General features: G+C 68.7%; 10 protein-coding genes. 5 read left to right on the top strand and 5 right to left on the bottom strand.

Annotated features, from left to right (window positions below; translation table 11 throughout):
* Positions 1-191 precede the first annotated feature (191 nt).
* The gene (gene pgm, locus ACYVBN_RS02660) at positions 192-1832 is read right to left on the bottom strand and encodes a phosphoglucomutase (alpha-D-glucose-1,6-bisphosphate-dependent) (RefSeq protein WP_460599169.1); all 1641 of its coding nucleotides are present in this window, start codon (positions 1830-1832) and stop codon (positions 192-194) included.
* 137 nt (positions 1833-1969) lie between these two features.
* Between pgm and ACYVBN_RS02665 the strand changes: the two genes are divergently transcribed.
* Positions 1970-3928, top strand: a complete 1959-nt coding sequence (locus ACYVBN_RS02665; RefSeq protein ID WP_460599170.1) for a S53 family peptidase — start codon at positions 1970-1972, stop codon at positions 3926-3928.
* 502 nt (positions 3929-4430) lie between these two features.
* On the opposite strand, the gene glgB is transcribed toward ACYVBN_RS02665, so the two are convergent.
* The 3 genes from glgB to ACYVBN_RS02680 are packed head-to-tail and all read right to left on the bottom strand — an operon-like array spanning position 4431 to position 11901.
* On the bottom strand, positions 4431-8117 hold the full coding sequence (gene glgB / locus ACYVBN_RS02670; RefSeq protein WP_460599171.1) for a 1,4-alpha-glucan branching protein GlgB: 3687 nt from the start codon (positions 8115-8117) through the stop codon (positions 4431-4433).
* 4 nt (positions 8118-8121) lie between these two features.
* Positions 8122-9843 carry a maltose alpha-D-glucosyltransferase gene (gene treS / locus ACYVBN_RS02675; protein ID WP_460599172.1) on the bottom strand — a complete coding sequence of 574 codons (1722 nt, stop codon included), beginning with the start codon at positions 9841-9843 and terminating at the stop codon, positions 8122-8124.
* 6 nt (positions 9844-9849) lie between these two features.
* Entirely contained in the window at positions 9850-11901 is a 2052-nt protein-coding gene (locus ACYVBN_RS02680; protein WP_460599173.1) for an alpha-1,4-glucan--maltose-1-phosphate maltosyltransferase, read from the bottom strand.
* A gap of 132 nt (positions 11902-12033) precedes the next feature.
* Here ACYVBN_RS02680 and glgP point away from each other — a divergent pair, with 132 nt between their 5' ends.
* A complete protein-coding gene (glgP, locus tag ACYVBN_RS02685) occupies positions 12034-14643 on the top strand; it encodes an alpha-glucan family phosphorylase (RefSeq protein WP_440283512.1) in 2610 nt (869 codons plus the stop codon).
* Positions 14644-14750: 107 nt separating this feature from the next.
* Here the strand turns inward: glgP and ACYVBN_RS02690 are convergent, their stop codons facing one another.
* Entirely contained in the window at positions 14751-16307 is a 1557-nt protein-coding gene (locus tag ACYVBN_RS02690) for an FMN-binding glutamate synthase family protein (RefSeq protein ID WP_440284124.1), read from the bottom strand.
* Positions 16308-16460: 153 nt separating this feature from the next.
* On the opposite strand from ACYVBN_RS02690, the gene ACYVBN_RS02695 reads away from it, so the two are divergent.
* The 3 genes from ACYVBN_RS02695 to ACYVBN_RS02705 are packed head-to-tail and all read left to right on the top strand — an operon-like array spanning position 16461 to position 18328.
* Positions 16461-16823, top strand: a complete 363-nt coding sequence (locus ACYVBN_RS02695; RefSeq protein ID WP_460599174.1) for a hypothetical protein — start codon at positions 16461-16463, stop codon at positions 16821-16823.
* Entirely contained in the window at positions 16820-17278 is a 459-nt protein-coding gene (locus ACYVBN_RS02700; protein ID WP_440284126.1) for a hypothetical protein, read from the top strand. The genes ACYVBN_RS02695 and ACYVBN_RS02700 overlap by 4 nt, the downstream gene beginning before the upstream one ends.
* Before the next feature lie 24 nt (positions 17279-17302).
* A complete protein-coding gene (locus ACYVBN_RS02705) occupies positions 17303-18328 on the top strand; it encodes a LacI family DNA-binding transcriptional regulator (protein WP_460599175.1) in 1026 nt (341 codons plus the stop codon).
* Positions 18329-18379 lie beyond the last annotated feature (51 nt).

The following is an 18379-nucleotide window of genomic DNA, read 5'->3' on the forward strand; positions in this document are numbered from 1 at the left end:
CCGGTCAGATCCGGACATCGGCTTCCGGCACGCCCGCGAGGTGCACATCGCGGCAGCGGAGGGCGCCGCGCCCTACTTCGCCGACTGACGCATTGACCGCCGAGTGACGCATTCACACACTCGATGCCAATTGCGTCACTCGGTGATGGGTCGCGCGGCGGCTTGCCGGACGGGCTTCCTTTCGACGGTCGTCAACCGCCCAGTGCGGCGGCGACGATGTCCTTCGCCTCCGCCTGCACCCGGGCGAGATGCTCCGGACCCTGGAACGACTCGGCATAGATCTTGTAGACGTCCTCGGTGCCCGACGGACGCGCCGCGAACCACGCGTCCTCGGTCGTCACCTTCAGCCCGCCGATCGGTGCGTCGTTGCCCGGGGCGCGGGTCAGCTTCGCGGTGATCGGCTGCCCGGCCAGTGAGGTTGACGTGACGTCGTCGGGGGAGAGTGCGGCGAGCTTGGCCTTCTGCTCCCGATCGGCGGGCGCGTCGATGCGCGCGTATGCCGGATCGCCGTGCTCCCGCACCAACGTCGCGTAGTGCTGGCTGGGAGTCTGCCTCGTGCGTGCCAGGATCTCGGATGCGAGCAGTGCCAACACGATGCCGTCCTTGTCCGTGGTCCAGACCCGGCCGTCAGTGCGAAGGAACGACGCACCCGCCGACTCCTCGCCGCCGAAACCCACACTGCCGTCGAGCAATCCGGGCACGAACCACTTGAACCCGACCGGGACCTCCCACAACCGGGCACCCAGGGAGGCAACGACGCGGTCGATCATCGACGAGGACACCAACGTCTTGCCGACCCGGTCCGAGGACCAGCCCGGACGGGCACCGCCGTACAGGTAGTGGATGGCCACCGACAGATAGTGATTCGGGTTCATCAGTCCGCCGTCCGGCGTCACGATGCCGTGCCGGTCGGAGTCGGCGTCATTGCCGGTGGCGATGTCGAAGTCGTCGCGCTTGCCGATCAGGGACGCCATGGCGTGCGGGGACGAGCAGTCCATCCGGATCTTCTCGTCCCAGTCCAGGGTCATGAAACGCCAGGTCGGATCCACCAACGGGTTGACGACGGTGAGGTCGATGCCGAAGCGGTCGGCGATCGCCGCCCAGTAGGCCACCGAGGCGCCGCCGAGCGGGTCGGCACCGATGCGGACGCCGGCCGACGTGATGGCGTCGAGATCGATGACGTTCGGCAGGTCGTCGACATACGTGCCCAGGAAGTCGTATGGCGAGGCCGCCGCGCGCGCCCGACCGAAGGGGATGCGGGCGACGCCGTCCAGCCCGGCACGTAGATAGTCGTTGGCCGCTGCGGCGATGACCTTGGTGGCGTCACTGTCCGCAGGACCGCCGTGCGGCGGGTTGTACTTGAAACCGCCGTCCGACGGGGGGTTGTGGGACGGGGTGACGACGATGCCGTCGGCCAGTCCGGCGCCCGTCGTCCGTCCGTCGTTGGCCCGCAGGATCGCGTGCGAGACGGCCGGCGTCGGGGTGTAGCCGTCGGCACTGTCGACGAGCACCTGCACGTCGTTCGCGGCAAGCACTTCCAGTGCGGAGGCCCACGCGGGCTCGGACAGGGCGTGCGTGTCCCGGCCGATGAAGAGCGGCCCGTCATACCCCTGTGCGCGCCGGTAGTCCACGATCGCCTGCGTGGTGGCCAGGATGTGTGACTCGTTGAAGGCCGCCTTCAGTGACGAACCGCGATGTCCCGAGGTGCCGAAAACAACCTGCTGGTCGATGTTTTCCGGGTCGGGTTCGATCTCGTAGTAACTGGTGACCAGGTGCGGCACGTCGACCAGGTCGCTCGCGGTTGCAGGTTGTCCGGCTCGGGGCGCGCTCATGGGACCAGCCTGCCACGGCGGGCCGGATCGCGACATCGGCATACGACCCGAGGGACGGACCGGGGGCTGGAAAACCGGTTGACCGTGATCGCCCCGCCGCCTCCCGCAGGTCGCTAGTTTCGAAATATCCACGTTTTATGAAGGGAAGCTATATGCGCTCACACATCGCTCTGCTCGGCGCCGTCACCCTCGCCGCAGGCGCAGTCGGCGGTCCGGCGTTCGCAGCAGGCAACACGCACAACGACCACCGCAAAGTCGTGGCACACAGCGTGCAGTCACCGGGGCGATCCCTCGGTGCGGCGTCGACCGGCACCACCGAGCACTTCATCGTCACGTTCAAGTTGCGTGACCCGGCTGGCGCCGAAGCGTTCGTCAAGGCCGTATCGGACCCCTCGAGCCCGCAGCACGGCAAGTTTCTGTCCCCGGCTCAGTTCACCAAGCGGTTCGCCGCGTCGAAGTCCGATGTGGACAAGGCCGTCGCCTGGCTGCACAGCCAGGGCCTGAAGACCGGTGCGGTCTCCAAGAGCCGCAGCTATGTTCCGGTCAGCGGCACGGTCGCGCAGGTCAACAAGGCGTTCGGCACGAAGATGCAGAAGTACACCAAGAGCGGCCGCACCTTCTCGGCGCCGGCCAAGGCCGTGACAATGCCCGGCAGCGTGGCCGGTGTCGTGGGCGGCGTGGTCGGGCTGGACCACTCGCGCATGCTGCACACCACCAACGTCCGCACCAACGAGGCGTCCGCGCAGCAGCACAAGTCGGCCAAGACCCTCTCCGCGCTCGGTGCCGTGCCGGCGGCGAAGTCGGGCGCCAGCGATGCCTGCTCGTCGTACTACGGGCAGTACCACCTGCCCTACGCCCCGAAGGCCGCGCCCCCGCTGAAGGGCGTCCAGCCGGGCAGCCTGTGCGGCTACACCCCGCAGCAGATGCGGGCGGCTCGCGGCATGAAAGCGAAGGACACCGGCAAGGGTATGACGGTCGGCATCACGTTGTGGTGCAACGACCCTCGCATTGAAGCCGACACCAACACCTGGGCCAAGAACCTCGGCTTCCAGCCGCTGAAGAAGAACCAGCTGACGGTCATCGAGCCCGACGCCGGCTACGACCCCCTCTACTGCGACGACCAAGGCTCCGGTGGTGTCAACGGCGAGCAGGCGCTCGACGTGCAGTCCATCCACGGTGCCGCCCCCGACGCGAAGATCATCTACTCCGCGGCGTCCCGTCCCTTCGACGACGCGCTGATGACCTCGATGCACAAGCTGATCGACGACAACCTGGTCGACTCGTTCACCAACTCGTGGGGTGGAGGCGAGGTCGACGACCCGGCCACCAACGACGCCTACTCGGCCATCTTCATCCAGGCGGCGGCACAGGGCATCTCGGTGCTGTTCTCCTCCGGTGACTACGGCGACAACACCAACGGTGACCAGAGCACGACGCCGCCCTCGCCGGACTACCCGGCGGCCAACCCGTGGGTGACCGCGGTCGGCGGCACCTCGCTGGCCACCGGCAATGCCAAGGGTTCGAAGGTCTCCTTCGAGCAGGCGTGGAACACGTCATACAACCTGCGGCAGGACGACACCTGGAGCGGCTGGCAGTACCGCTACGGCGGTGGTGGTGGCGTGAGCCAGTACCACGCGGAGCCCTACTACCAGCAGGGTGTCGTGCCGACCCGCTTCACCGGAGTCGACCCGCACCGGGCCTACCCGGACATGGCAGGTGCCGGTGACCCCTACACCGGTTACCTGATCGGTTACCACGACGGCGACGCCGGCAACAACTTCGTGCTGCAGAAGATCGGTGGCACGAGCTGGTCGTCGCCGTGGACCGCGGGCACCCTGGCCCTCGTGGGGAAGCGGGTCGGCTTCCTCAACCCGGCGATCTACGCCAAGGGCCACGCCGGCCTGACCGACGTGAAGGGCAACGCCCTGAAGCACGGGTTCGAGTACAAGACGTCGGGCACGATCGCGACGGTCGGCATCAATTCCCAGCAGGTCCAGAACCAGACACTGGTGTCGGAGCGCGGGTACGACAACCTGACCGGTTTCGGCGTGCCGAGTTCGACGAAGGACTTCGTCACGGCGCTGCGCAAGTACTGACACTGCCGCAGCGACGAGAAGGCGCCACCCGGTTCGTCCGGGTGGCGCTTTCGCGCGCGTGCGGCGGGCGAGACGCCCGGAGTATGCCGATCGCGGTGTATGCCGCGCGCTGGGCATACTGCGGATCCGGCCAGACGCCGGGAGTATGCCGATCGCGGTGTATGCCGCGCGCTGGGCATACTGCGGATCCGGCGAGACGCCCGGAGTATGCCGATCGCGGTGTATGCCGCGCGCTGGGCATACTCCTGATCCCGCGAGGCGCCAGCAGTATGCCAATCGCGGTGTATGCCGCGCGCTGGGCATATTGCGGATCCGGCCAGACGCCGGGAGTATGCCGATCGCGGTGTATGCCGCGCGCTGGGCATACTGCGGATCCGGCCAGACGCCGGGAGTATGCCGATCGCGGTGTATGCCGCGCGCTGGGCATACTCCTGATCCCGCGAGGCGCCAGCAGTATGCCAATCGCGGTGTATCGCGCGCGATGGGCATACTCCTGATCCGGTCAGTCGGCCTCGGCCGCCCCCGTCGAGGCCGTCTTTGTCTCCGGCGTCAGCCAGACCGCTGACAGGGGCGGGATGGTGACCAGCGCGGAGTACGGCTGGCCACCGGCCGGTGTGCCCGACGCATCCACGCCGCCGAGGTTGCCGCGGTTGGCGCCGCCGTACCGCTCGGCGTCGGTGTTGACCAGCTCCGTCCAACGGCCTTCGCGGGGCAGCCCGACCCGCACGTCACGGGCTTCGACGCCGCTGAAGTTGAGCACCGCCGCGACCACGTCGCCGTCGTGCTCGGAGCTGTCGAAACGGAGGTAGGAGAACAGGTTTGCGTCCGCGGCATTGGCGTCGATCCACTGGAAACCGTGCGGGTCGTGATCGAGCTGCCAGAGCGCCGGGTGTTCCTTGTAGAACCGGTTGAGGTCCGACACCAGGTGCGCGACACCCAGGTGCTCGGGGTGGTCCAGCAGCCACCAATCCAGGCTGCGTCCGTCGGCCCACTCCGACTCCTGACCGAACTCGCAACCCATGAAGAGCAGTTGCTTGCCGGGATGGCTCCACATGTTGGCCAGGAACGCGCGCACGCCGGCGAGTTGCTCCCACCGGTCGCCGGGCATCTTGCGCAGCAGCGATCCCTTGCCGTGCACCACCTCGTCGTGGCTGATCGGCAGCACGAACTGCTCGTCCCACGCATAGACGAGCGAGAACGTCATCCGGTTGTGGTGGTAACGGCGATAGATCGGTTGCTGTGCCACGTAATCCAGCGAGTCGTGCATCCACCCCATGTTCCATTTGAAACCGAACCCGAGGCCGTCGTGGCTGGTCGGCCTGGTGACTCCCGGCCAGGACGTGGATTCCTCGGCGATCATCACCGTGCCGGGCATCCGGCGGTATGACGTGGCGTTGGTCTCCTGCAACAACTGCACCGCTTCGAGGTTCTCCCGGCCGCCGTGTTTGTTGGGCAGCCACTCGCCGTCGTTGCGCGAATAGTCGAGGTAGAGCATCGACGCGACGCCGTCCACCCGCAGGCCGTCGACATGGAACTCCTGCATCCAGTAGACGGCGTTGGCGACCAGGAAGTTGCGCACCTGAGGACGCCCGAAATCGAAGATGTACGAGCCCCATTCGGGATGCCAGCCCCGACGCGGGTCGGGGTGCTCGTAGAGCGCCGTGCCGTCGAAGCGCGCCAGCGCCCACTCGTCGGTGGCGAAGTGGCCCGGCACCCAGTCCAGGATGACGCCGATGCCCGCCTGGTGCAGTCGGTCCACCAGGAACCGGAAGTCGTCCGGGTGGCCGAGCCGGGAGTTGGGTGCGTAGTAGCCGGTGACGTGGTAGCCCCAGGACGGGGGATAGGGGTGTTCCATCACCGGCATGAACTCCACGTGCGTGAAGCCGAGCTCGCTGACGTAGGAGACGAGTTCGTCCGCCAGCTCGCGCCACGACTTGCCCTGTCGCCAGGACATCGGGTGGACCTCGTAGATGCTCATCGGGCGCCGGTGCGCGGCGCTCTCGGCACGCTGCTGCAACCACGCGCCATCACCCCACTCGTAGCTCGACGTCGTGACGACCGATGCGGTGGCCGGCGCGGTCTCCGCCTGTCGCGCCAACGGGTCAGCCTTCTCCCGCCAGATGCCGTCCGGTCCGAGAATGTCGTATTTGTAGCGGGTTCCGGCGCCGACGCCCGGCACGAACAACTCCCAGACGCCGCCGCTGAGCCGTCGCATCGGATGGGCCTGCGCGTTCCAGGTGTTGAAGTCGCCGACCAGACGCACGCCACGCGCGTTGGGTGCCCACACCGCGAACGAGGTGCCCTCGACCGCGCCCTGCGGACTGTCGTAGCGATGCAGGTGCGAGCCGAGCACGGTCCACAGCTGCTCGTGCCGCCCTTCGCCGATCAGGTGCAGGTCGATCTCGCCGAGGGTCGGCAGGAAACGGTAGGGGTCGTCGCTGACGTGCTCGACACCGTCGTCGTACGTCGTCACCACGCGGTAGTCGGGCACCTCCGCGGTCGGCAGCGCGCCGCTCCACAGCCCTTCGTAGTCATGCTGCAGGTCGGTGCGGGTCCCGTCCGGTGTCTGGATCTGGACGGTGCGGGCCAAGGGACGGAAAACCCTGACCAGTGCGCTGGATTCGCCGGTGTGCGGGCCGAGCAGGCGGTGCGGGTCACCGTAGCGGCCGGCCAGCAGTTCGTCGGCTACCTCGCGACGTAGGGCGGTGTCCTGTGTGCCGGTGCCCTCAGTGGCGCCTCGGTCATCGGTCATGACGTCGCTTCTCCTCGTCGGCAGTAATCGCAGGATCGCGCTGCGGGGGATGTCGAGCCAGTCCGGCCGGTTGCGGACCTCGTAGACCACTTCGTACCCGGCCTTGTCGATCTCGAACAGCTCGATCAGCCGGCGGTATGACGCCAGGTCGACACCGCTCTGGGCGGCATACCCGTCCAGGAACGCGGTGCGGGCCTGAGTGGCCCAGTCACGGCGGTCGGTGCCCGGCTGGTGGTGCTCCACCGATCCGGCCGCGTAGTCGAAGGACCGCAACATGCCGGCGATGTCGCGCAACGGCACATCGGGTTCGTTGCGTTCGGCCAGTGGCCGCAGCGGCTCGCCCTCGAAGTCGAGCAAGATCCAGCCGCGCTCGGGTGCGTCGAGCGCCTGACCCAGGTGCAGGTCGCCGTGGATGCGTTGCAGCGCAGGCCAATCGGCTTCGGCCGCGGACTCGAGCAGGGCGTCGAACTCGGCTTGCCGGTGATGCAGCTCGGGTACCGCTTCGGCGGCGACGGCGAACCGCCGCCGGATGGCGTCGAGCTGCCGGGCGACCGACTCCGGGCCGCTCGGCGCGACCGGCATGACTTCGGCGAGCTGGTGGTGCACCTCGGCGGTCGCCGCGCCCAGCGCGTAGGCCGACGCGGCGAACGACTCGTTCTCGGCGGCCGCCTCCACGGCCACGCGCCAGGCGTCCCGCACGCCGGGAAGGAACTCCTGGGCGAAGGCCAGATCGCCCTGCGCGCGGCTGCCGTCGGCGAGCGGCCAGTCACCCCGCAGCGAGGCGACCATCTGCGGCACGCGTTCGCTGCCGACCTCGCTGAGCGCCGCCTGCAGGGTGACGTCCGGGTTGTCTCCGGGGTGGATCACCCGGAAGACCTTGATGATCAACGGTTCCTCGTCGGACTCCACGATGATCGAGGTGTTGGACTGCTCCCCGGAGAGAACCTTCGCGGAGCGCACCCGCGGCACCGCGGCATGCCTAAAACCGCTGCCGCGCACCGTGACCGGCGACTTCCGCTGACCGACCGCTCCGCTGTCGACGTCGTGCGTCTCCAGCGCCGCCTGCTGTCCGCCGGTGATCATGGTGCGCAGCAGTGCGTTCACGAAAACCGGGTCGTGGCAGCCGTCGTAGACCCACCGATGACCCAGCGCCGAGTGCTCCATCTCGCCGACGAGGGCGGCCTCCGCACCCGGCAGCGGTGCGGAACGGTAGGTCGTCGGCACCTGGTAGACCACCGGTGCCGGACCGGACTGGTCGAGCACGATGTGGACCTCGACGCCTACCTCGCCGGCCGAGTCGTCGAAGCGGTAGCTGCCCAGCATGGTCAGTTGCGGGTCGCTTCCCTTGCCGACATACCAACGGCGTTCGCCGATCCAGGCGCTGAGCAGTTCGAGTTTCGACGGCACCAGTGAAGCGCCCGCGTGGAGGATCGCCATCGTCTCAGTCCCTCACCGGCAGTTGCAGGGCGAGCCAGAAGAAGTCGCGCGAGCCGAGGGTCAGGGTGAGGGTCGCGTCGTCGTCGACCGGCGGGAAGTGCCCGCCGCCGAACAGGTCTCGCACGCGCACGCCGGCGAACTGCTCCGGCAGCGACACCGTCACCGACTGCGGCCGGCTGGACACGTTGTTGACGCACAGCACCGTGCGCGTCTCGATCTCGTCATCGGGGTCGTCCTCGTCGTGGACGGTGCGGGTGAACGCCAGGATCGCATCGTTGTCCGCCGCCACGGCGCGGTAGTCGCCGATGCCGAAGACGGGATACTGCTTGCGGATGGCGAGCATCTCGCGCACCCAGTGCAGCAGCGAGGAGGTCGACTCCATCTGCGCCTCGACGTTCACGTTGTTGTAGTGGTAGACGAGGCTGGAGATCACCGGCAAGTAGAGCTTGCCGGGGTCGGAGGTGGAGAAGCCGGCGTTGCGGTCCGGCGACCACTGCATCGGGGTGCGCACCGCGTCGCGGTCGGCCAGCCAGATGTTGTCGCCCATGCCGATCTCGTCGCCGTAGTAGAGGCACGGGGAGCCCGGCAGCGACAGCAGCAGCGCGTGGATCAGCTCGGTCTCGGCACGTGAGTTGTCCAGCAGGGTGGCCAGTCGCCGACGGATGCCGACGTTGGCGCGCATGCGCGGATCAGGGGCGTACCAGCCGTACATCGCGGCGCGCTCGTCCGGCGTCACCATCTCCAGGGTCAGCTCGTCGTGGTTGCGCAGGAAAGTGCCCCACTGCGCACCGCGCGGTATGGCGGGCGTCTCCTCCATCACTTCGTTGATGCGGGTGGCCTTCTCGTCCCGCAACGCGTAGTAGAGCCGCGGCATGATCGGGAAGTGGAAGCACATGTGGCACTCGGGTCGCTCCTCGGTGCCGAAGTAGTCCACCACCTCGTCGGGCATCTGGTTCGCCTCGGCGAGCAGCATCCGTCCGGGGTACTCCTCGTCGACCATCGCCCGCAGCTTGGCGATGAATTCATGTGTCTTGGGGTGGTTCTCGCCGTTGTGGCCCTCCTCGATGTAGAGGTAGGGGATCGCGTCCAGCCGGAATCCGTCGATGCCCAGGTCCATCCAGAAGCGGACGATGTCGAAGATCTCCTCGTGCACCTTCTCGTTCTCGAAGTTGAGATCGGGCTGGTGGGAGAAGAAGCGGTGCCAGAAGAACTCCCGGCGGACCGGGTCGAAGGTCCAGTTGGACACCTCGGTGTCGACGAAGATGATGCGCGCGTCGGCATACAGCTCGTCGGTGTCGGACCACATGTAGTAATCGCCGTAGGGCCCCTCGGGATCGGAGCGCGAGGCCTGGAACCACGGGTGCTGGTCGCTGGTGTGGTTGACGACCAGGTCGGTCACGATGCGTATGCCGCGGGCGTGTGCCTGGGACACCAACTCGGTGAACTCCGGCAGCGTCCCGAACTCCGGCAGCACCGCCTTGTAGTCGGCGATGTCGTAACCGCCGTCGCGCAGCGGTGAGGCATAGAAGGGCGGGATCCACAGGCAGTCGACACCGAGCCACTGCAGGTAGTCCAGCCGGTTGATCAGGCCACCGAAGTCACCCGAGCCGTTGCCGGTGGAGTCGCCGAAGGCGCGCACCAGCACCTCGTAGAAGACCGCCTTGCGGAACCACTGCGGATCGTGGCGCAGACCGGGTTGCGGGAGGTTGAAACCTGTAGCGGGCACGATGGATCAGAACCTCCTGAGATGGACGATGTGCAGTGGTTCGGTGTCGGGGCCGAGTCGGACGTAATTGTCCGCACCCCATTGCCAGTCGGCGCCGCTGAGCAGGTCATGGGCGACGAAGCGGTCCCCCGGCGACATACCCAGCGCACCCATGTCCAGTCGCACCGTGGACTCGCGGGTGGCGTGCGGGTCGGTGTTGGCGACCACGATGATCACGTCGTCGCCGTGCTTCTTGGAGTAGGCCAGCATCTGCTCGTCGTCGACGTGATGGAAGGTGATGTTGCGCAGCCAGTGCAGCGCCGGGTGGTCGTGCCGGATCCGGTTGAGCCGGGTCAGGAACGGTGCGAGCGACTGTCCCTCACGGTCACCGCCGGCCTCATAGCGCGACCACTGCCGGTCCTTGTACTGGTACTTCTCGTTGTCGATCTGTTCCTCGGCGCCCGGGCGGGCGACGTGCTCGATCAGCTCGTAGCCGGCATAGATGCCATAGGCCGGCGACAACGTCGCCGCGAGCGCGGCGCGCAGCTTCCACGCGGTCGGGCCGCCGTACTGCATGTACGGCGTGAGGATGTCGTGCGTCGTGGGCCAGAAGCTGGGCCGCATGTACGGCGCCGAGTCGCGCGCGAGTTCCTCGACGTACTCGCGTAGTTCGGCGGCTCCGTTGCGCCACGCGTAGTAGGTGTAACTCTGCTGGAAGCCGACCTTCGCCAGCGTCGCCATCATCGCGGGCCGGGTGAACGCCTCGGCCAGCCACACGACGTCGGGGTGGTCACGGGCGACATCGGCGATCAGCCACTGCCAGAACTCCACCGGCTTCGTGTGCGGATTGTCGACCCGGAAGATGCGCACGCCGTGGTCGATCCACACCTGGACGACCCGGCGGACCTCGGCGTAGATGCCGTCGGGGTCGTTGTCGAAGTTGACCGGATAGATGTCCTGGTACTTCTTCGGCGGGTTCTCGGCATACGCGATCGAGCCGTCGGCGCGCGTGGTGAACCACTCGGGGTGCTCGGCGACCCAGGGGTGGTCGGGGGAGCACTGCAGCGCCAGGTCGAGTGCCACCTCGAGGCCCTGCCCGGTGGCGGCGGCGACGAATGCGTCGAAGTCGTCGAAAGTGCCCAGATCGGGGTGGATCGCATCGTGGCCGCCGTCCGCGCTGCCGATGGCGTAGGGCGACCCCGGGTCCTCCGGTCCGGCCGTGAGGGTGTTGTTGGGGCCCTTACGGTTGGTCTGGCCGATCGGGTGCACCGGCGTCAGGTAGACCACGTCGAAGCCCATCGCGGCGATCGCCGGCAGCCGCTCGGCGGCCGTGCGCAGCGTGCCGGAGACCCAGGTGCCGGTCTTCTCGTCCAGCTGGGCGCCCTCGCTGCGCGGGAAGATCTCGTACCAGGCGCCGGTGAGCGCCCGGTCGCGCTCCACCCACCAGGTGTATGACGCGCTCGGGCTGACCCAGTCGCGCAGGGGTGCGGCCGCCATCACTCGCCGGACCTCGCCGGAGGTGCCGGCCGAGATCCGCGTGCCCGCCGGCTGCTCGCCGTCGCGCAGCCCGGTGACCGCGGCCGTCAGGACGGCAGCGTCGGCGCGGCCGTGGCGCACCTCGCGCAGCGCACGCTCCAGCAGGCGGGCGCCCTCCTCGAGCATGACCTCCACGTCGACCTCGGCTGCGATCTTGATCACGGCGTCGTGGGTCCAGGTGGCGTACGGATCCGACCAGCCCTCGACACAGTAGGACCACACCCCGGGACGGTCGGCGCTCACCTCGCACCGCCAGGCATCCAGCCCGGGGTTGGTGCACGTCATCGGCACGTGATGCACACCGCCGTCGGGGTCGGTCAGCGCCGCTGTCGCGTTCACCGCGTCGTGTCCCTCGCGGAACACCGTCGCGGTCAGCGGAAAGCTCTCACCGACAACGGATTTGGTGGCGAACGCACCGCCGTCGACGGCTGGTCGCACATCGACGACCGGGATGCGCCCGACCGGTCGGAGGGGACCGCCCGACGGCGCCGTGGCTCGGCTGGAGGTCGGCCGCACTGCAGCGGCCGGCTGCTGATCAGTCACCTGAGCGACGCTACACAATGGGCAGCCGTTGCGGACACCTGTCGCGCAGTGACCGCCGGCCGGCGCGCGGCAGGGCCGGAACACCGCGCAGTGAAATTCGCATGCGGGGCGTGCGCCCCTACCATCGGTGACGTGAGAGCCATTCGTCGTTTCAACGTCCGCACCGCTCTGCCCGAGCAGCTGGCCCCGTTGTCGGACCTCGCGACCAACCTGCGCTGGTCGTGGCACCGCCGCACCCGTGACCTGTTCCGGGACATGGACCCGATCGTCTGGGAACGCGTCCACGGCGATCCGGTCGCGCTGCTCGCCGGGCTGAGCCCGCAGCGGCTGGCCGCCCTGGCCGCCGACGCCGAGTTCGTCGCCCGGGTGCGCGCCGCGGCGGACGGCCTGACGACATACCTGACCGCACCCGCCTGGTACGACGAGTTCGGCCAGGAGTGCGGACGCCAGGACCAGCAGGCGCCGGCGTCCATCGCCTACTTCAGCGCCGAGTTCGGCATCACCCACGTGCTGCCGCAGTATTCCGGGGGCCTGGGCATCCTGGCCGGTGACCACCTGAAGTCGGCCAGCGATCTCGGCGTGCCGATCGTGGGCATCGGGCTGTTCTACAAGGAGGGCTACTTCAGTCAGAAGTTGTCCGCCGACGGCTGGCAGTTGGAGACCTACCCGCTGCTGGACCCCGACGACCTGCCGCTGACCCTGCTGCGCGAGGCCGACGGCACTCCGGTGGACATCACCCTCGCCCTGCCCGAGGACCGCATCCTGCACGCCCGGGTCTGGCGCGCCCAGGTCGGCCGGGTCCCGTTGCTGCTGCTGGACTCGGACGTGGAGGCCAATGATCCGTCCGCGCGCGAGCTCACCTCCCGGCTGTATGGCGGGGGCGGCGACCAGCGACTGCAGCAGGAGATGCTGCTGGGCATCGGCGGCGTACGCGCACTGCGTGCGTGGAGCCGGTTGACCGGCGCCGCGGAGCCGGAGGTCTATCACTGCAACGAGGGTCACGCCGGCTTCCTGTCGATGGAACGGATCAGCGAACTGGTCACCTCCCGCGGTCTCGACGTGGACCAGGCCCGCCGCGCGGTGCGGGCCAGCAACGTCTTCACCACCCACACCCCGGTGCCGGCCGGCATCGACCGCTTCGACGCCCAGCTGGTGCGCTCGCACTTCACCGGGTCGGCCGAGCTGGCCGGGGTGCCGGTCGAGCAGATCCTGCCGCTGGGCGCCGAGGACTACGAGGGCGGCCAGGACGGCATCTTCAACATGGCGGTGCTGGGCCTGCGGATGGCGCAGCGCAGCAACGGCGTCTCGCAGTTGCACGGCGTGGTCAGTCGCTCGATGTTCGACCAGCTGTGGCCCGGTTTCGACGACGCTGAGGTCCCGATCACCAGTATCACCAACGGTGTTCACGCCCCGACCTGGATGGATCCCAAGGTCATCGAGTTGGGTCGCAAGTACCTCGGTGAGACCGACGTCCGCGAAGCGATCGGTTGGGACCGGGTGGGCCGCGTGCCGCGTGCCGAGCTGTGGGCCGTCAAGCGTGAGCTGCGTCGACAGCTGGTGCTGGACGTGCGCGAGCGGGTGCGTGCCTCTGCGCAGTTCCGCGGTGCCAGCGACGCCGAGCTGGGTTGGGTGGAGACGCTGCTCGACCCGGACGTGCTGACCATCGGTTTCGCGCGGCGGGTGCCGACATACAAGCGACTGACGCTGATGCTGCGCGACCCCGAGCGGCTGGCCACGCTGCTGCTGGACCCCGAACGCCCCGTGCAGCTGGTGATCGCCGGCAAGTCGCACCCGGCCGACGAGACCGGCAAGAAGCTCATCCAGGAGATGGTGCAGTTCACCGACGACCCCAAGCTGCGGCACCGGATCGTCTTCCTGCCCAACTACGACATGCAGATGGCGCAGGTGCTGATGCCCGGCGTCGACGTGTGGCTGAACAACCCGCTGCGGCCCTACGAGGCCTCCGGCACTTCCGGCATGAAGGCGGCGCTCAACGGCGGCCTCAACCTCTCGATCCTGGACGGCTGGTGGGACGAGTGGTTCGACGGCAGCAACGGCTGGGCCATTCCCTCCGCGGACCCGGCGCACGACACCGGCAGCTCACGGATGGACCCGGAGCGACGGGACGACCTGGAGGCGGCCGCGCTCTACGACCTGATCGAGCACCAGGTCGCGGCCCGCTTCTACGACACCGACACGCAGGGCGTCCCGCAGCGGTGGCTGGAGATGGTCGAGCACACGCTGGCGGTGCTGGGTCCGAAGGTGCTCGCCACCCGGATGGTCCGTGATTACACCACCAGGCTCTACACCCCGGCCGCGATCGCCGGACGCGCCGCCGCCGCGGACGACTTCGGCCTCGCGAAGGACCTGGCGGCATACAGTGCGCGGGCGCGCGAGGCGTTCGAGAACGTGCAGATCGAGCACGTCGAGGCGGACGGCGTCACCGACACCCCGCTGCTCGGCGAACGGCTGACCGTGCGGGCGTATGTCGCCCTCGGTGGGCTACGTCCCGAGCAGGTGCTGGTGCAGGTGGTGCACGGCCGGGCGACCGACACCGACGACCTGCACGACATCGACCTCACCGAGCTCTACCCGGTGGAGGACCTCGGCGACGGCCGGGCCCGCTTCGAGGGGGCCGTGACGCTCAACCGCACCGGTGCCTTCGGCTACAGCGTGCGGGTGCTGCCGCGCCACGCGGGTCTGGCGGACGTCGCCGAGCTCGGCCTGGTCGTCAACGCCTGACGCCGCCCGACCGAGAGGAGCACCCAGCGACCGAGAGGAGTACGCAATCGAGCCGATTTCGTACTCCTCTCGGTCAGTCCCTACTCCTCTCGGTCAGGTCGGCCGGCTCAGGCCGACCGTCCTTCCCCGGCGCGATAGGTGGACAGCTGCGGACTGAAGCTGTCGGCGCTGGCGGCCTGCCAGTCCGCGGCCCACGAGTGCGGCGCACCCTGCAGCAGCTCACCGGGCTGCAACCAGGTGAACAGCTCGGCGTAGCTGCGACTCTCCTGCGGTGAGATGTTGTGCCGCAACATGTGCGGGCTGAGCTCGTGCGGCTCCCGCACGCCCAGCGTCGCCATGATCTGGGCGGCCTGCTCGACGGTCGCCCGATGGTAGCGGTGCACGCGCTCGCTCTTGGTCGGCACGTCGAGCCCACGGGCGCGCCGTTTGCTCTGGGTCGCGACACCGACGGGGCATTTGCCGGTGTGGCACTCCTGCGCCTGGATGCAACCCACGGCCATCATCATGGCGCGCGCCGAGTTGGTGTAGTCCGCACCCTGGATGAGGCGCTTGACGATGTCCGCGCCACCGGCGATCTTGCCGCTGGCGCCCAGCTTGATGTCGTCCCGCAGGCCCGTGCCGACCAGTGCGTTGTGCACCGTCATCAGGCCGTGGGTGAGCGGCATACCGACGTGGTCCTCGTATTCGAGCGGTGCGGCACCGGTGCCGCCCTCCGAGCCGTCCACGATGATGAAGTCGGGCGCGGTGCCGACCTCGCGGATCGCCTTGCAGATCGCCAGCACGTCCCGTCGCGAACCGACGCACAGCTTGAAGCCGGCGGGTTTGCCGCCGCTCAGCTCGCGCATGCGGGCGATGAACTCGATGAGTTCCACCGGCGTGTCGAACACCTTGTGCCGCGCCGGACTGACGCACTTCTCGCCCTCGGGCACGCCGCGGAACTGCGCGATCTCGGCGGTGACCTTGGCCGCGGGCAGCACCCCGCCGATGCCCGGCTTGGCACCCTGGCTGAGCTTCAGCGAGACGCACTTCACCTGGTCGTCGGACGCCTTGTCGCGGAACTGCTCGGGGTCGAAGTCACCGTCCTTGGTCCGCGTGCCGAAATAGCCTGAACCGATCTCCCAGACCAGATCGCCACCGAACTCCTGGTGGTATGGCGTCAGGCCCCCCTCGCCGGTGTCATGTGCGAAGCCGCCGAGCTGCGCACCCTTGTTGAGCGCCCGGATCGCGTTGGCCGACAAGGCGCCGAAGCTCATCGCCGAGACGTTCAGCAGGGACATGTCGTAGGGCTTGGCGCAGTCCGGTCCACCGACCCGCACGCGCGGTGGAGCGTCCGGCTTCTCCAACGGAGCGGTCGAGTGCACCAGCGCCTCGTAACCGGCCTGGTCGACATCGCGCTCGGTGCCGAACGGTTGCTCGCCGTGGGTGCCCTTCGCCCGCTGGTAGATGATCGAGCGGGTGTCGCGGTCGAACGGCCGGCCGTCCCAGTTGCGCTCGATGAAGTACTGCTGGATCTCCGGACGGATGTCCTCGAGCAAGTAGCGCAGATGGCCGACCACGGGGTAGTTGCGCAGGACCGCGTGCTGCCGCTGCGCCAGGTCACGCATCGCCAGCCCCACGATCGATCCCGCGGTCGCCGCGGCCGTCACTTGCTGCCATCGCACCATTCGTGTGCTCCTCGTGTCGTTGTCTTCGGTCATGGTGCCGGGTGACGCTCGAATGTCGCTCGATCGCCCTCCGGCGCCGGACGGCTGCCTCCGTCATCATGGTCGGACTCGGCTGCGTCGTGGGCGACGCCGCCGGGTCCGTACGATGTTCGGGTGCTGCTGCCCCTCACCACTGTGCTTATCGCATTGCTCGCGGTGTTGGCCATTGACGCGGCGTACCTCACCGTGCGCGGCCGCGCGGTCGACAACCCGATGTTCTACCTCGCCTGCGCGGCCGAACTGGCGGTCATCGCGCAACTGGTGGTCGGGATCGTCCGCCTGGGGGACGCCGATGCGCACATGTCCAAGGGGCTGTTCATCGCCTACCTGGCCGGCCTGGTGTGTGTGCTGCCGGTGGCGGGATTCTGGGCGATCGCCGAACGCGAATCCCGGTGGGGGACCGGCGTGCTGCTGGTGGCGACGCTCGGCCTGCTGGTGATGGTCGCCCGGCTGCTGCAACTCTGGAACGGATCATGAACACACTCGACAAGCTCGCAGCGCGCTCCACGAAGCGCGCGGGCGGGAGGACCGGGATCAACAGCGGTCCCGGCCGGATGCTGGTCGCGGTCTACGGCCTGCTCGGTCTCGCCGCGACCGGCCGCTCGATCATGCAGATCGCGCAGACGTGGCCCGACCAGCACCTGCCCTACTGGCTCTCGGCCGTGGCCGCGGTCGTCTACCTGGTCGCGACGGTCGCACTCGCCCGTGGCGACCGGGCCAGCGCGCGGGTGGCCCTGGCCACGATCAGTTTCGAACTCTTCGGCGTCCTCGCCGTCGGCATCTGGTCGTATGCCGACCGGGCCGCCTTCGTGGCACAAGGCAGCGCCGGTGACACGACCGTCTGGTCCAGGTTCGGCCAGGGCTACGGCTACGTGCCGTTGATCCTGCCGATCCTCGGCCTGTGGTGGCTGCGCCGGAACAAGACGCACTGACCGGGCCGGACGATGCAGGAGCGTATGGCGCACAAGGCGACGATGGCCGACATCGCCCGACGGCTCGGCATCTCGCGTGCGGCGGTCTCCTATGCGCTCAACGGTCAGCCCGGTGTCGCGGCCGAGACCCGTGCCCGGGTGCTGGACCTCGCGGTCGACCTGGGCTGGCACCCGAGCGCGAGCGCCCGTGCGCTCAGCGGATCGGGGATCAAGGTCATCGGTCTGGCACTGTCGCGTGCCGCGGAGTCCTTCGCCGTCGACTCGTTCTTCTTCGAGTTCCTGGCCGGGGTCGAGAGCGTGCTGGTCGAGCATGGCTGGAGCCTGCTGCTGCGGGTGATCGGGGACGCGCCGGCGGTCGAGGTGGAGACCTACCGCCGGTGGTGGGGTGAGGGACGGATCGACGGGGTCATCCTGGTCGACGAACGCTATCGTGACGAGCGAATACCGGCGGTCCAGCAGATCGGCCTGCCCGCGGTGCTCTGCGGTGGCCCACGGCAGAGTGGCTCGATGCCGTGCATCTGGACCGACCAGGCCGCCGACAGTGCGCTCATCGTCGACCATCTCGCGGCGCTCGGCCACCGGCACCTGGCGCACGTCAGCGGCCCGCGGGCGTTCGCGCACGAACGGGCCCGCCAACGCGGCATACGCACCGCCGCCCGCCGGCACGGCATCCGCGTCGAGACCGTCGAGGGCAGCTACGCGCCCGACTCCGCCACCGCCGCCGTGCGCCGGCTGTTCGCGGCGCCGGACCGCCCCAGTGCGCTGATCCTGGGCAACGACCACATGGCGGTCGCCGCACTCCGCGCGCTCCGCGAGACCGCGCTGTCCGTTCCCGGCGACGTCTCACTGGTCAGCTGGGACGACTCGCCGTTGACGCGAGCCGTCGACCCGCAACTGACCGCGCTGTCCCGGGACAACCAGGCCTACGGACGGCAGGCGGCCACGGCGCTGCTGGACCTGGTCGCCGGAGCAGACCCGGGACAGGTGCAGGTGCCGCGCTCGCGGCTGGAGGTTCGCGGCAGCAGCGCACCCGTCCGGCCGGCACCCTGACGAAGAGCTGACGAACGAGACTCTTCCCGGCATACACTTAACCGCGTAAGT

This window comes from Flexivirga lutea (assembly GCF_054778955.1).

What these genes read in the sequence shown, in the direction of transcription:
- ACYVBN_RS02700 (WP_440284126.1), top strand. Translation starts at nt 16,820, where the DNA reads ATGAACACACTCGACAAGCTCGCAGCGCGCTCCACGAAGCGCGCGGGC.
- ACYVBN_RS02665 (WP_460599170.1), top strand. Translation starts at nt 1,970, where the DNA reads ATGAAGGGAAGCTATATGCGCTCACACATCGCTCTGCTCGGCGCCGTC.
- pgm (WP_460599169.1), bottom strand. Translation starts at nt 1,832, where the DNA reads ATGAGCGCGCCCCGAGCCGGACAACCTGCAACCGCGAGCGACCTGGTC.
- glgB (WP_460599171.1), bottom strand. Translation starts at nt 8,117, where the DNA reads ATGGCGATCCTCCACGCGGGCGCTTCACTGGTGCCGTCGAAACTCGAA.
- ACYVBN_RS02705 (WP_460599175.1), top strand. Translation starts at nt 17,303, where the DNA reads ATGGCGCACAAGGCGACGATGGCCGACATCGCCCGACGGCTCGGCATC.
- ACYVBN_RS02690 (WP_440284124.1), bottom strand. Translation starts at nt 16,307, where the DNA reads ATGGTGCGATGGCAGCAAGTGACGGCCGCGGCGACCGCGGGATCGATC.